Origin of the sequence: Dankookia sp. GCM10030260 (assembly GCF_042666655.1) — a bacterium.
Classification (GTDB): domain Bacteria; phylum Pseudomonadota; class Alphaproteobacteria; order Acetobacterales; family Acetobacteraceae; genus Paracraurococcus.
Genome location: NZ_JBHTDE010000004.1, coordinates 47,484 through 60,982, shown reverse-complemented (window position 1 = coordinate 60,982; position 13,499 = coordinate 47,484). Strand labels below are relative to the sequence as shown.

Sequence of the window (13,499 nt, the reverse complement as noted above, 5' to 3'; positions counted from 1 at the left end):
TTCAGGTCCCGCGTGTTTCCACCCGCGGCGATCGCCAGGCTACAGCGCGCGGAAGAAGTACTCGCCCAGCGTCTTGAAGCCGACCCGGAACAGCAGGATCGTGCTGGCCGGGTAGAGCGTCTGCGAGGTCGGGTCCTCGGCGAAGCGCTTGATGAAGCGGCCCTCGAGGATGAAGCACTCGTCCTCGTAGCCGGCGAAGCCCTGGATCAGCACCAGGCGGCCAAGCCCGAGGTCGTACTTGGTGGACACGCCGGCACGCCAGAAATCGTTGATCCGGCCGGCGATGCCGGCCGAGACCTCCTCCCGCGTGCGGGACGGCACGAGGTAGGGCAGCGGCACCGAATAGAGGTAGCCGGCGGAGACGGTGACGCCCGCGACCGTGACGTTCGCCACCGTGTCGGCCAGCTTGCGCTGGAAGATCTGCTCGCCGTCGGTGCGGACGCGGCCGATGGTCTCCAGCCAGGGCACCGGCGCCACCCGCATCCGCGCGACATAGTCCGATGCGCGGCGGTCGAGTCCCGAGCCGGCATAGGGGTTGGCATCCTTGAAGTCGTCGTCGAAGCGGAAGGACCGCCCGACCAGGCCTTCGACCTGGCCGCCATTGGGGAAGTCCCAGGCGGTGCGCATCGCGGTGTCGACCCGGCTGCCGCCCTCCTGCCGGTCGCGCCCGGTGAAGCGGTTCAGGGCAAAGAGATTGGCATCGGTGAATTCGAAGTCGACGCTGTCCTCGTTCGGCACGCTGCTCTGCGGCCCCATGCGCGGGCCGGTGACGAACTGCACGCGCGGCTCGATGGTCTGGCTGCCGTATTCGCCGGCGTAGCGGATGAAGGGCATCCGCCAATCGACCGCGGCGCGGACATTGCCGACGCCGCGCGTGCCGTTGGCGTCCGGCAGGTTGGTCGGCGGCTCCTGCTGGCCGCGGGCGTTGTAGCCGATCGCCGTGGCATCCACCTTGAAGGTCCAGAGATCGCCGAGCGGGCCGACCTCCGGCCGTTCCCAGCGGGCCCGGGTGGCGATGCGCTGGGACTGGCTGCCGATGTCGCGGTAGATGCCGAGCAGGCCGGCATCGAGCGTCAGGTGGCCGCCCAGCACCTTCTCCCGCGGCGCCTTCTCGGCAAAGATGTTCGGCAGCACGTAGGGCACCTGCCGCGTGTCGTCCGAGCTGCGCAGCCCCTGGTAGGCGCGGGCGTCCATCCGGGCATAGCCCTCGGTGCCCCAGAAGCCTTCGGTGAAGACCTGGCTGGTCAGCACCCGGCGGTATTCGTAGCGGAAGGTGCGCAGGTAGATCTCGGAGGTGGCGCGGTTCAGGTCGAAGCCGGCGCGCCAGTTCTCGTCGACCGTGAAGCGGCCCTTCAGGAAGATGTGGCCGGCCAGTTCCTCCTTGCCGCCGGTATCCTTGCCGTTCAGCCCGCCGATCGAGGCGCTGCCGAGGATCTCCCCCGAATTGAACAGCTTGCGGTATTCGAGCCCGAGGTTGGGATACTGCCGGGTGGAGACGATCGGGGTGATCGTCAGGTCCGAGGTCTGGTCGATCGCCCAGAAATACGGCGTCTCGAAGAAGGCACCGAGGAAGCGGGTATAGCCGAAGGTCGGGAACAGGAAGCCCGAGGCCCGCGGGGTCGAGGGATCCGGGTGCGACAGATAGGGCGTGTACAGCACCGGCACGCCGAACATCCGCACCTTGGCGTCGCGGTAGGAGATCCGCAGCGCGTCCTTGTCCTGCGTCGCCCGCCGCGCCTCCACCTGCCAGAGCGGCGCCGCGGTCGGGTCGTCCTTGCAGAGGTCGCAGGAGGAATAGACCACGCGCGACAGCTCGTTCACCGTGCCGCCGGTGCGCTGGGCGCCGTTCGCCGCCATCTTGCCGTTGGCCGCCAGCAGCGCGCGGACGCCTTCCAGCACGCCGTCGCGGAAACGGTCCTTCAGCTCGGCGCGGTCGGCGAAGAGCACGCTGCCGTCGGCCTCCAGCAGCTGCACGTTGCCGGTGGCGGTGACGATGCCGGTGTTGCGGTCGTAGGTGAACAGGTCGGCGCGCAGCAGCCGCTCGCCCTGCCAGGCCTCGACCTTGCCGCGGGCGGTGACCAGGCCGCGCTCGCGGTCGTACTCGACCTCGTCGGCGGTGAAGGTGACCGGGGCGTTGGGGTCCTGCTGCGGGCCGCCGCCGCCGCCCATCCCGGCGAAGGGCGTCACGCGCGGGCCGCCGCCGGCGGGCGCGGTGCCGCTGGTCATCGGCGTCGGGTCGCGCGGGGTGATGCTCGGCTGGTCGTACTGCGCCGCAGCCAGGCCGGGCAGGCCAACGACCAGCCCGGCCAGCAGGACGACACGGGCGCAGCGCATGGCGGTGCGAGCGAGGCTCATCCGTTCTCCAGGGTCATCATCCGTCCTCCAGATGGAGGAGCAAGGCGAGGGCAAGCATGAGGCCGGCGATGGTCGGCGCCCAGGCGGCGAGCTCGACCGGCAGGGTGCCCGCCTCGCCGAACTCGCTGGTGATCTTGTCGAGCACGAAGAGCAGGAAGCCGGCGGCGACGCCGGCGCCGATCATCTGCGCCACCCCGCCGCGGCGGGAGGTGCGCATGGAAAAACCGGCCGAGAGCAGCGCCATGGCGGCGGCCAGCACCGGCAGGGCCAGCAGGCTCTGGAAATGCAGCTGGTGCCGCACCGCGGAGAACCCGGCCGCCTCCAGCACCGCGATGAAGCCGGGCAGCGCCCAGAAGGACAGCGTGTCCGGGGAGGCGAAGCTGTTCTCGATCCGGTCGGGCGTCAGGTCGGTGGGGAAGTAGATCAACGCGCGCGGCCCGGCGCTGCGGTCGGCGTTGAAGGTCACGCTGTCCTCCAGCGCCCAGCGGCCGGGCTGCAGCCGGGCGCGCGGCGCCTCGATCCGCGCCAGCGGGCGGTCGTTGGCGGCGAGCCGCCAGAGGCTGACATCGGTCAGGACGAAGTCGCCGGGCTTCTCGCCGGGGCGGCTGGCCGCCGGCCGGCCGGACAGGATGGCGACGCCCTGCGGGTCCAGCTCGCGGTCCGCCTGGCGCAGCCAGAGCCTGCCGCCGGCGATGGCGGTGAGCCCGGCGCTGGCGCGCAGATAGGCGTAATCCAGCCGTTCGGCCCGCGCCAGCATGACCGAGGAAAGCGGCGAGACCGCCACCGTGCCGATGACGCCGAACAGCATGGACACCAGCAACGGCCCGGAGAGGAACCCCCAGGCGGAGATCCCGGCAGCCCGCGCCACCACGAGCTCGGAGGAGCGGGTCAGCCGCCAGAAGGCCAGGATGCCGCCCAGCAGGATGGCGAAGGGCAGGATCTGCAGCGCGACGAAGGGCAGCCGGAGGCCGGCGATGGTGGCGACCAGGGCGAAGCCGGCATCGGGGCGCGTCGCGGCGCGGCGCAGCAGCTCGATGAAGTCGAACAGCGCCACCAGCAGGGTCAGCCCGGCCAGCATGGCGAAGGTCGCCGCCAGGAAGCGGCGGGCGACATAGAGCGTGAGCGTGGTGGCCAGCGTCATGCCGCGGTCGCCGGGCCGGGCTGCGGCGGGCGCGGCCGGCGCCAGTGCGGCAGGCCGGGCAGGCCGCCGATCGCCCAGGCGGCGACCAGGCCGGGGACCAGCGCATTCACCCAGATCAGCGGGATCATGGCATTCTGCCGCGCCGCCAGGTTGCTGGTCATCAGCCCGATCGCCAGCAGCGCGACCACCACGACGATGCCGGTGAACAGCCGCAGGCCGCCGCCATGCCGGCGGAACTGCCCGGTCAGGGCGGTGGCCAGCGCCACCAAGCCGAAGCCGAGGGCATTCAGCGGCGAGGCGAGCCGCTGGTGCGCCTCCGCCTTGAAGCGGCGCAGGTCGCGGTCGGGGACATGGTCGGCCGGGTCGGGGTTCAGCAGCTCGTCGATGGTCCGCTCCTGGGCGTTGCGGTAGCGGTCGCCGCCATCGCCGGGGGCGCGGCCGGATCGCGCCAGGTCGATGCTGTTCTCGGTGAAGGACAGCACCGAAAGCCGGGTGCTGGCCGGGGTGCCGGGCGGGCTGCCGGGCGGCGGGGGCAGGCGCTCGACCTGCTGCCGCTCGCCGTTCTCCAGCGTGACGCGCGGGCCGTTCGGGCCGGGGGTGATGCGGCCGGCCTCGGCCAGGATGGTGACCGGGGCGCCGCGCTCGCGCGCGTCGTGCACCAGGATGCCGCGCAGCGTGCCGTCCCGGTCGCGGTAGCGGGCATAGACGGTGAGGTCGTCGCCGACCGAGGAGAACACCCCTTCCTGCACCAGGATGGCGGCGAGCTGGTTGCGGATCTCGTACTGCCAGGCGCGGAAGGCGGCCTGGGTGGCCGGCACCAGCCAGAGGTTCAGCGCGTAGCAGGTGACCACCGCGAGTCCCGCCAGGCCGAGCGCCGGCCGGGCCAGCGCCCATTGCGAGATCCCGGCGGCCCGCATCACCACCAGCTCGCGGTCGGCCGAAAGCCGGACATAGACGAACAGGATGACCACGAAGGTGGTGATCGGCAGGATCACGGCGAAGAAGCTCGGCAGCAGCAGGCCGGTGAGCTCGATGAAGACCAGGAACGACAGCCCGCGGTCGAGCACCAGCTCGATGAAGCGGAGCGACTGGGTCAGCCATACCAGCGCCGCGAGCCCGATGGTCACGGCGAGGAGGGCGGCGGCCAGCTGGCGGAAGATGTAACTGTCGAGCCGGGTCATGGGGTCGGCGGCACCCTAGCGGCGGCGGGGGGCCGGGGAAAGCGGCAGCAGGGGGCGATGTTGCGGCGATGCCGCAGGTGTGGCCCGGATGTTCCGCCGGCGCTCAGCCCGGGGCCGGCGCAGGCGACGCCTGGATGACCGGCGCCGCGGCGGCCAGGATCGCCGCGCGGTCGCCGCCCGGCGGCGGATAGATCCGCGTCCCGTTGATGCTCCGCTTCACCGCCTTGGCCGCCGCCCCGTCGAGCACCAGGGCGGCGCGGTCCCAGCCCCTGGTATAGGCTGCCCCCCAGGGGCCGAGGTCGAGGATGGTGACATAATCGGGCGCGGCGAAGCGGACCCGCTCGGCCGGCCGCCCAAGCAGGTCGCAGGCGGCGTTGTGGCCGGCGATCCGGCCCATCGGCCTTGCATGCTGGCAGGACATGACGGTGGCATGGCCCGGCGCCGCCTCGGCCGCGGCGATGTCGCCGGCGGCGTAGATGGCGTCCGCGCCGGCGACCGCCAGCCAGGGATCCACCGGCAGCCGGCCGAGCGCATCGCGCGGCAGGCCGAGCGTGGCCGCCAGCGGGCTGGCCTGCATGCCGGTGGCGCAGACCACGGTCGCCGCCGGGATGCGCCCGCCGTCCTCCAGCACCACCGCGTCCGGCTCGACCGCGCGCAAGGCGGCCCCGGTCCGCACCTCGACGCCCAGCGCGGCCAGGGCCGTGCGGATCGCCGGGGCCGCGGCGCCCATGCCGGCGCCGATCGCGGGACCGCGTTCGAGCAGGACGACGCGCGGCGTCCCGGCCTGCCCGGCGGCGCGCAGGGCGGCGGCCAGGCGGCCGGGCAGTTCGCAGGCAAGCTCGATCCCGACCAGCCCGGCGCCGACCACCACCGCGGTCCAGCGGCCGGGCGCCTCGGGGCGGGCGGCAAGGCCGGCGAGGTGGCGCGCCAGCGCCTCGGCGCCGCCCAGGGTATCGACGTCGAGGGCCGCCGCCAGGCCCGGCACCGGCGGGCGCCGCAGGGTGCTGCCGGCGGCCAGGACCAGGCGGTCGTAACCCAGCGTCGCCGCCCCGGCGTCGAGCGTGACCCGGCGCGCCGCCCGGTCAATGGCGGTGACGGAGGCCTGCACCCGCCGGACGCCGATCGGCGCCAGCACGCCGTCGAGCGGCACCGCGACCGGCGCGAGGTCGGCCTCATAGCAGCGGACCCGGATGACATGGCGCGGGTCGGGGTTGACGAGCAGAACCTGGTTGGCGCTGGCCCCGGCCAGGTCGAGCGCCCGGGCGGCGCCGGCGGCGGCCCAGAGGCCGGCGAAGCCGCCCCCCACCACGACGATGCGTCCCGCCATGACCGCTGCCTCCCGTCCGTTGCGGGCCCCGGCGGCATCCTTCCCGGCCGGCGGGCCGCAGGCCAGCGCGCCGGCCACGCCCCACACAGGCGTGACCGGCGCGCCCGGCTCAGCCCGGCAGCACCTTGCCCGGGTTCATCAGCCCCTGCGGGTCCACCGCCCGCTTGATGCGCTGCATCAGGTCGAGCTCCGCCCCGCCGCGCCAGTCCGCCATCATGTCGGTCTTCAGCCGCCCGATCCCGTGCTCGGCGGAGAAGCTGCCGCCGAGGTCGCGGACGACGTCGTTCACCGTGTCCATGATGTCGTGGCTGCGGGCGAGGAACGCGGCCGCGTCCATGCCGATGGGCTGTTCCAGGTTCATGTGGATGTTGCCGTCGCCGAGGTGGCCGAAGGGCACCGGGCGGATGCCGGGGATCAGCCGGGCGCAGGCCTCCGAGGACCGGCGGATCAGCTCCGGGGTCCTGGACACGGGGACCGAGACGTCGTTCTTCACGCTGGCCCCCTCGCGCTTCTGCGCCTCGGGGTGCTCCTCGCGGATGCGCCAGAGTGCGGCGCGCTGCGCCTCGCTCTCGCCGATCGCGGCGTCGAGCACCTCGCCCGCCTCCATCGCCTCCTCCAGCACCGCCTCCAGCAGGGCGCGGAGGCCGGCATCGGGCCGGGAGGAGGCGAGGTCGACCAGGACGTAGTGCGCATGGCCGGGCAGCGGCACGCTGCCGCCCTCGATATGCTTCGCGTAGAAGCCGACGCCCGCGCCCGACATGTACTCGAAGGCGCGCACCGCGCCTTCGTCGCGGTCGCGGAAGCGGCGGAACAGCGAAAGTGCCGCATCCTCGTCGCGCACGCCGCAGAAGGCGACCTCGGATTCGCGCGGGCGGGGGAAGAGCCGCAGGACCGCGGCGGTGATGAAGCCCAAGGTCCCCTCGGCACCGACGAAAAGGTGCCGCAGCGCGTAGCCGGTATTGTCCTTCCTGAGCCGCCGCAGGCCGTTCCAGACCTGGCCGTCCGGCAGCACTACCTCGAGCCCCAGCATCAGGTCGCGGGCATTGCCGTAGCGCACCGTGGTGTTGCCGCCGGCATTGGTGGACAGCACGCCGCCGATGGTCGCGGTCCCCTCGGCCCCGAGCGAGAGCGGGAAGAGGCAGCCGACGCCGGCTGCGGCATCCTGCGCCGCCTTCAGCACCAGGCCGGCCTCGGCGGTCATGGTCATGTCGAGCGCATCGATGTCGCGGACCCGGTTGAGCCGGGCGAGCGAGACGACGACCTGCCGGCCGCCCTCGTCCGGCGTGGCGCCGCCGACCATCGAGGTATTGCCGCCCTGGGGGACCAGCGGCGCCCCGGCCGCGGCGCAGAGCCTGACCGCCGCGGCCAGGTCCTCGACCGAGCCGGGCCGGACCACGCAGGGCGTCCGGCCGCGATAGAGCGCGCGCCAGTCGGCCAGGTGCGGCTCGAGGTCGGCGGGATCGGTGAGCAGGCCGCGCGGCCCGAGCAGGGCGCCGAGGCGGTCGAGCAGGGCGGAGGGAAGTAGCTGGTCGTCGGGCATGGCCGGACAGTCCTGCGGATGCCGGCGCCGGTCAATTGCCATCGCGGCCGGCGTGACAGGCAAGGCGTGATCCGGCATAGCCCCGGCATGGTCCGCCGCGCGCCAGCCCTCCGGTTGCTGCTCACCCTGCTGCTGTCGCTGCAGTGGGGGACCGCCTTCGCGCATTGCCTGGCGCCGCTGGCCGCGACCGCGGCTGGCCATGCGGTCGAGATCTGCTCGGCCGACGGCATCCGCACCCTGGTGATCGGCGAGGACGGCCAGCCCCAGGCGCCCGAGCAGCACGCGCATGACAGCTGCCCGCTCTGCCCCGGCAGCGCCGCGCCGGGGCCGGCGGCGCCGGCGGCCGGCGCAGCTGCCCTGCGCTACTTCGCCGCCGGCCTCGCGCCACGTGCCGCCGGCCTGCCGCCCTCGCCCGCCCGGGCGCCGCCGCAACAGCCGCGCGCGCCCCCCGTCGCCTGACGCCACGCCTGCCACGCCGCGCCGCGGCGTGGCTTTCCGTCGTCAGGAGATCGCCATGCCAGTTCACCTCCGCGCCCCGGGCGCGGCGTTCCTCATTGCCCTGTTGCCGGCCACTGCCCTCGCCCAGGCGCCGGTCGCCACCCTGCCGGATCTGACCGTGATCGGCCGGGCGCCCGGCTCGCTCACCGTCCCCTCGGTCGAGCAGCAGCGGAAGCAGGTGGAGCTCACCCCCGCCGCCGCCCGCTTCGTCGAGGCGGAGGAATTCCGCAACCGCCGTGCCTTCACCCTGCGCGACGTGCTGGCCGAGACGCCCGGCGTCTTCGTCCAGGACCGCTACGGGCAGGAGTTGCGGCTTTCGGTCCGCGGCTCCGGCATCGCCCGCGGCTTCCATCTGCGCGGCGTCGAGCTGCTGCAGGACGGCATCCCGGTGAACCTGGCCGACGGCAGCGGCGATTTCTACCAGATCGACCCGCTGGCGCTGCGCAGCGTGTCGGTCTTCCCCGGCGCCAATGCGCTGGCCTACGGCGCCTCGACGCTGGGCGGCGCGATCAATTTCGTCACCCCCACCGCGCAGACCGCGGAAGCGGCGAACATCCTGCGCGCCGAGGCCGGCGTCTGGGGCAGCTGGCGGCTCTCCGGCCAGGTGTCGCGGATGTTCGGCGACGCCGATGCGCTGGCCAATTTCTCCCACTTTTCGACCGATGGCTGGCGCCGGCACAGCCGCGGCAGCTACGACCAATTCAACGGCAATGCCGGCTACCGCATCTCGGACAATGTCGAGACGCGCTTCTATGTCGGCATCTACGACACAAGGCAGCTGTTGCCCGGGGCGCTGACGCTGTCGCAGGCGCTGAACACCCCGCGCATGGCCAGCGCGGCGGCGCTGGCCGGCAACCAGGCGCGCAACGTGCAGTCGCAGCGCTTCGCCAACCGCACCACGGTGCGGCTGGAGGCGGGGCAGATCGACGTGGACAGCTGGGTCATCCACAAGTCGCTGTACCACCCGATCTTCCAGGTGATCGACCAGGACGGGCTGACCTGGGGCGTCGCGCCGCGCTGGACCAGCGGCTTCCTGGTCGGCGGGCTGCGCAACGACCTCGTCGTCGGCGGGCGCTACTTCGCCGGCAGCAACGACGCGCTGCAATACGTCAACAACCGCGGCTCGCGCGGCGCGCAGACCGCCAGCGGCGTGCAGCGGGCGACCAACTACGAGGCCTATCTGGAGAACCGGCTCTGGGTCCTGCCGGACGTCGCGCTGGTCGCCGGCGCCAAGGCGCTGCGCAACGAGCGCGACTACGAGAACAGGCTGACGAACCAGCAGTACAGCCGCATCTATGACGGCTTCAACCCGAAGCTCGGCCTGCTGTGGCAGCCGCGGCCGGAGGTCCAGGTCTTCGGCAATGTCAGCCGCAGCCAGGACGTGCCCGACTTCTCCGACCAGCTGCAGACGGTCAACAACCGCCCGGTCTGGGTGCCGATGCAGGCGCAGCGGGCCTGGACGATGGAAGTCGGCACCCGCGGCCGCACCGACCGTGGCGGCTGGGACCTGACGCTGTTCCGCAGCAACCTGCGCGGCCAGCTGCTGCAGTTCACCGTCGATCCGTCCATCCCGGCCAATACCTTCAATGCCGGCACCACGGTGAACCAGGGCGTCGAATTCGCCGGGCGCTACGACCTGTGGCAGGGGCTGCTGACGGCCGCCGACCGGCTGACCCTCGGCCAGGTCTGGACCTACAACGACTTCCGCTTCCGCGCCGACCGGCAATATGGCGACAACCGCATCGCCGGCCTGCCGCCGCATGTGCTGCGGACCACCCTCACCTACGCGCAGCCCGAGCGCTTCTTCCTCCGGCCGAACCTCGACTGGGTGCCGCAGGGCGCCTGGGCGGACTATGCCAACACGCTGCGGGCCAACAGCTACGTCAAGCTGGGGCTGGAAGCGGGGGTGACGGTCGGGCCCGGCGTCTCGGTCTTCCTCGACGCGCGCAACCTGACCAACAAGCGCTACGTCTCGGACCTCAGCACCATCACCAATGCCAGCCAGGTCTCGACCGCGGTCTTCTATCCCGGCGAGGGGCGGAGCATCTACCTGGGAACGCGGATCGCGTTCTGACGGCGCCGCGGCACCTTGTGGCATCCGGCGGCGGTCGCTAGGCAAAGGCCTGGGGCCGGTCGTTGCGCCGGACCCCTTGGGCAATGCCCCGCCTGGCCGCCCTGCGGTCCCATCGCATGGCGGCGGCCAGGGGGGGGGTGCATGCTGACACTGCTGGCCTATGGCATGGTGCTGGTCTTCATGGTGCTGATCATGACGGACCGGCTTTCGGCGCTGCTGGCGCTGATCCTGGTGCCGATCGTCTTCGCCCTGATCGGCGGCTTCGCCGGCACCATGGGGCCGATGATGATCGCCGGCATCCGCAACCTGGCGCCGACCGGCGTGCTGCTGCTGTTCGCCATCCTCTATTTCGGCATCATGATCGATGCCGGGCTGTTCGACCCGGTGGCGCGCACCGTGCTGCGGCTGGTCAAGGGCGACCCGGTGCGGATCATGATCGGCACCACGGTGCTGGCCTCGATCGTCTCGCTCGATGGCGACAGCTCGACCTCCTACATCATCACGACAACGGCGATGCTGCCGCTGTTCCGCCGGCTCGGGATGAACCCGTTGTACGCCGCCTGCGTCATCATGCTGGCGGCCGGCAACATGAACCTGACGCCCTGGGGCGGGCCCACCGCGCGCGCCGCGAGCGCGCTGCATGTCGACGTCAACACGTTGTTCGTGCCGCTCATCCCGACCATGGTCGCCTGCTTCTGCTTCGCCATCTTCGTCGCCTGGGTGCTGGGCCGGCGGGAACGCGCGCGGATCGGCGTGGTCGCCCTGTCCGGGCTGGACGACATCGCCACCCCGCTCGGTGGCACGGTCGACACGGTAGCGCCGCCGCCGCCGGAGCGACGCCCACATCTGCTCTACGTGAACCTCGGGCTGACCATCGCGCTGATGACCTGCCTGCTGCTCGGCGTGCTGCCGCTGCCGATCCTCTTCATGATCGGCTTCGCCATCGCCACGGCGATCAACTACCCGAACCTGGCGGAGCAGAAGCAGCGGATCGCCGCGCATGCGCCCAACGTGCTGGCCGTCGTCTCGCTCATCTTCGCCGCCGGCGTCTTCACCGGAATCCTGTCCGGCACCGGCATGGTGGATGCCATGGCGAAGAGCGTCACCGCCATCATCCCGGAGGGCGGCGGCGCCTTGATCCCGCTGATCACCGCGCTGGTCAGCCTGCCCTTCACCTTCCTGATCTCGAACGATGCCTTCTACTTCGGCATCCTGCCGATCCTGGCCGAGGCCGGCGCGGCCTATGGCCACAGCGCCGAGGCGATCGGCCGCGCTTCCCTCGTCGGCCAGCAGGTCCACCTGCTGAGCCCGCTGGTGGCCTCGACCTACCTCCTGGTCGGGCTGTGCGAGATCGACTTCGGCGCGCACCAGCGCTTCACGCTGCCCTGGGCACTGGGCATGGCGGCGGTGATGCTGGGGGTGGGGGTGCTGATCGGGGTGATTCCGCTGTTCTGAACGGCAAGGCCAGGGAGAACGTATCCTCCCTGGGCCCACCTCTATTTTTGTGGGTTGGCACCTGCCGCGCGGCGAGTGCCAGACTCACAAAAAGGAAGGGTGGGGCTTGGGGGAGGGAATAGATTTCCCTCCCCGACCTTGCTGCTCTACCGCAGCAGGATCGACCCCAGCACCCCGCCACCCACCAGCACCCACAACGGGCTGTAATTCGTCCGCCAGACGAAGACGCTCGACACCACCACCACCACCAGCGGCAGCAGGCCGAACTGGCTCGACGCCTCGGCCATCACCAGCCCGGCCGCCAGCAGCAGCCCGACCGCGACCGGCACCAGCCCGCCCTGCGCCGGCTTCAGCCAGGGCGCGCCACGCAGCCGGTGCACCAGCCCGGCCATGATCCAGGCCAGCACCGCGGCCGGCAGCAGCATGCCCAGGGTGGCCATCGCCATGCCGCCCCAGCCGCCGATCCGCCAACCCATCACGCTGGCCACCAGGATGTTCGGCCCCGGCGCCGCCTGCGCCAGCGCATACAGCTGGGAGAAGGTCGCATCGTCCAGCCAGCCGTGGAGGTCCACCAGCTGGCGGTGCATCTCCGGCAGCACGGCATTCGCCCCGCCCACCGCGACCAGCGACAGGACGGAGAAGGTGACCAGGATTTGCAGCAGCAGGGTCATCGCGCCGACTCGCTGCGCAGGATCAGCCCGGCCCGCCAGAGCGAGGCGGCGATCGAGATCGGCGCCAGCGCCAGCACGATGACCGGCAGCGGCAGCCGCAGCCAGGCGGCGGCGAAGGCGGCCAGCAGCAACAGGACGATCGCCTCCGGCGCCAGCTTCAATTTCTGCACCATCTTGGCCGCGGTGCCGATCACCATCCCGGCCGCGGCGGCGGCGATCCCCGCCATCACCGGCGCCACCGCAGGCAGCTGGCCATAGCGGTCATAGAGCAGGCAAAGCCCGATCAGGATGATCAACGGCGCGAAGTAGATGCCGGCGGTCGCCAGCAGCGCGCCCGGCAGGCCATGGAAGCGCCGGCCGATCATCACCGCCGCATTACCCACATTGGGCCCCGGCAGCACCTGGCCGAGGCCGAGCACCTCGGCATATTCGCGCTCGGTCAGCCAGCGGCGTTCCTCGACGATCACGCGGCGGGCCCAGGCGGCGACGCCGCCGAAGCCGAACATCCCGATCTTCAGGTAGCCGAGGAAGAGGTCACGGCGCGTGGGGACAAGCGTGGGCGGTGGTGCTTCAGGCAAAGTGGCGCTCTCCGGGACGGGCGCATGCTCGCCGGAAAGCCCCCCGGCGGCAACGCCTCAGCCCCGCCCCGCCGCCGGCCCGTGCGGGTCGTTCGCCACCCGCCGCAGCCGCCAGCCGAGGCCGATCATCAGCGCGCCGGCCACCATCGCCTCGATGCCGACGATCCAGATCAGCGCGACCAGCCCCGGCCCCGGGTTCAGCAGCAGCCAGACGCCGAAGAACACCGTGATGGCGCCAAACAGCCCCATGATGATGCTGCCGAGCCGGAAGGCCATGATCAGCCGGAACACGCCGATCGCGATGCTCCAGAAGCTGGCGACATAAACCAGCGTGAGCGCCGACAGTCCCGGCGCGAACAGCAGGATGCCGGCGGCGGCGAGCGAGACGATACCGTCCAGCCAGAACCAGACGCCGTGGCGTTCCGGCGGGCCCTTCACCGCCTGGTACAGCGTCGACACGCCGTCGATCGCCATCCAGGCCGCCAGCATGCCGAGGATGAAGGCGAGCCCGAGCCCCGGCGCCATGAAGGCGATCAGGCCGAACAGGATGGCGACCACCCCGCGCAGGACGAAGACCCACCAGCCGCGCGCCATCAGGCGGACCAGCGGGAAGTGGCCGGTCAGGGTGGGCCCCAGCCCGGGGAGGCTCGGTTGGGTGCCGGACATGCCGAAATCTCCT

11 protein-coding genes are annotated in these 13,499 nt (G+C 72.0%); 3 read left to right on the top strand and 8 right to left on the bottom strand.

Going from position 1 to position 13,499, the window contains the following annotated elements:
* Window positions 1-39: 39 nt before the first annotated feature.
* From ACFQS7_RS15890 to ACFQS7_RS15870, 5 genes are all read right to left on the bottom strand, one after another.
* Entirely contained in the window at window positions 40-2,355 is a 2,316-nt protein-coding gene (locus ACFQS7_RS15890; protein ID WP_380068081.1) for an LPS-assembly protein LptD, read from the bottom strand.
* Between the two features lie 16 nt (window positions 2,356-2,371).
* On the bottom strand, window positions 2,372-3,496 hold the full coding sequence (gene lptG / locus ACFQS7_RS15885; RefSeq protein ID WP_380068080.1) for an LPS export ABC transporter permease LptG: 1,125 nt from the start codon (window positions 3,494-3,496) through the stop codon (window positions 2,372-2,374).
* Window positions 3,493-4,677 (bottom strand): LPS export ABC transporter permease LptF, encoded by a 1,185-nt coding sequence (gene lptF, locus ACFQS7_RS15880; RefSeq protein ID WP_380068079.1) that lies wholly within the window; start codon window positions 4,675-4,677, stop codon window positions 3,493-3,495. Before lptF ends, lptG begins: the two co-directional genes overlap by 4 nt.
* Before the next feature lie 103 nt (window positions 4,678-4,780).
* Window positions 4,781-6,004 carry an NAD(P)/FAD-dependent oxidoreductase gene (locus ACFQS7_RS15875; protein WP_380068078.1) on the bottom strand — a complete coding sequence of 408 codons (1,224 nt, stop codon included), beginning with the start codon at window positions 6,002-6,004 and terminating at the stop codon, window positions 4,781-4,783.
* A 109-nt stretch (window positions 6,005-6,113) separates the two neighbouring features.
* On the bottom strand, window positions 6,114-7,544 hold the full coding sequence (locus tag ACFQS7_RS15870) for an FAD-binding oxidoreductase (RefSeq protein ID WP_380068077.1): 1,431 nt from the start codon (window positions 7,542-7,544) through the stop codon (window positions 6,114-6,116).
* Between the two features lie 66 nt (window positions 7,545-7,610).
* On the opposite strand from ACFQS7_RS15870, the gene ACFQS7_RS15865 reads away from it, so the two are divergent.
* The 3 genes from ACFQS7_RS15865 (at window position 7,611) to ACFQS7_RS15855 (ending at window position 11,571) form a co-directional block, all read left to right on the top strand.
* Window positions 7,611-8,003 carry a DUF2946 family protein gene (locus ACFQS7_RS15865; RefSeq protein ID WP_380068076.1) on the top strand — a complete coding sequence of 131 codons (393 nt, stop codon included), beginning with the start codon at window positions 7,611-7,613 and terminating at the stop codon, window positions 8,001-8,003.
* A gap of 55 nt (window positions 8,004-8,058) precedes the next feature.
* Entirely contained in the window at window positions 8,059-10,116 is a 2,058-nt protein-coding gene (locus ACFQS7_RS15860) for a TonB-dependent receptor family protein (protein ID WP_380068075.1), read from the top strand.
* 141 nt (window positions 10,117-10,257) lie between these two features.
* Window positions 10,258-11,571, top strand: a complete 1,314-nt coding sequence (locus ACFQS7_RS15855; RefSeq protein ID WP_380068074.1) for a CitMHS family transporter — start codon at window positions 10,258-10,260, stop codon at window positions 11,569-11,571.
* Window positions 11,572-11,717: 146 nt separating this feature from the next.
* Here the strand turns inward: ACFQS7_RS15855 and ACFQS7_RS15850 are convergent, their stop codons facing one another.
* Genes ACFQS7_RS15850 through ACFQS7_RS15840 form a run of 3 tightly spaced genes read right to left on the bottom strand, consistent with a single transcriptional unit; the run spans window position 11,718 to window position 13,486 of the window.
* Window positions 11,718-12,242, bottom strand: a complete 525-nt coding sequence (locus ACFQS7_RS15850; RefSeq protein WP_380068073.1) for a chromate transporter — start codon at window positions 12,240-12,242, stop codon at window positions 11,718-11,720.
* The gene (locus ACFQS7_RS15845; RefSeq protein WP_380068072.1) at window positions 12,239-12,820 is read right to left on the bottom strand and encodes a chromate transporter; all 582 of its coding nucleotides are present in this window, start codon (window positions 12,818-12,820) and stop codon (window positions 12,239-12,241) included. Before ACFQS7_RS15845 ends, ACFQS7_RS15850 begins: the two co-directional genes overlap by 4 nt.
* A gap of 57 nt (window positions 12,821-12,877) precedes the next feature.
* Complete coding sequence (locus ACFQS7_RS15840; protein ID WP_380068071.1) at window positions 12,878-13,486, bottom strand: HdeD family acid-resistance protein; 609 nt, start codon at window positions 13,484-13,486, stop codon at window positions 12,878-12,880.
* Between the last annotated feature and the right edge of the window lie 13 nt (window positions 13,487-13,499).

Excerpts from the sequence above, each read along its gene's own strand:
- ACFQS7_RS15890 (WP_380068081.1), bottom strand. The coding sequence starts at position 2,355 with ATGAGCCTCGCTCGCACCGCCATGCGCTGCGCCCGTGTCGTCCTGCTG.
- ACFQS7_RS15855 (WP_380068074.1), top strand. The coding sequence starts at position 10,258 with ATGCTGACACTGCTGGCCTATGGCATGGTGCTGGTCTTCATGGTGCTG.
- ACFQS7_RS15870 (WP_380068077.1), bottom strand. The coding sequence starts at position 7,544 with ATGCCCGACGACCAGCTACTTCCCTCCGCCCTGCTCGACCGCCTCGGC.
- ACFQS7_RS15875 (WP_380068078.1), bottom strand. The coding sequence starts at position 6,004 with ATGGCGGGACGCATCGTCGTGGTGGGGGGCGGCTTCGCCGGCCTCTGG.
- ACFQS7_RS15850 (WP_380068073.1), bottom strand. The coding sequence starts at position 12,242 with ATGACCCTGCTGCTGCAAATCCTGGTCACCTTCTCCGTCCTGTCGCTG.
- lptG (WP_380068080.1), bottom strand. The coding sequence starts at position 3,496 with ATGACGCTGGCCACCACGCTCACGCTCTATGTCGCCCGCCGCTTCCTG.
- lptF (WP_380068079.1), bottom strand. The coding sequence starts at position 4,677 with ATGACCCGGCTCGACAGTTACATCTTCCGCCAGCTGGCCGCCGCCCTC.
- ACFQS7_RS15840 (WP_380068071.1), bottom strand. The coding sequence starts at position 13,486 with ATGTCCGGCACCCAACCGAGCCTCCCCGGGCTGGGGCCCACCCTGACC.
- ACFQS7_RS15860 (WP_380068075.1), top strand. The coding sequence starts at position 8,059 with ATGCCAGTTCACCTCCGCGCCCCGGGCGCGGCGTTCCTCATTGCCCTG.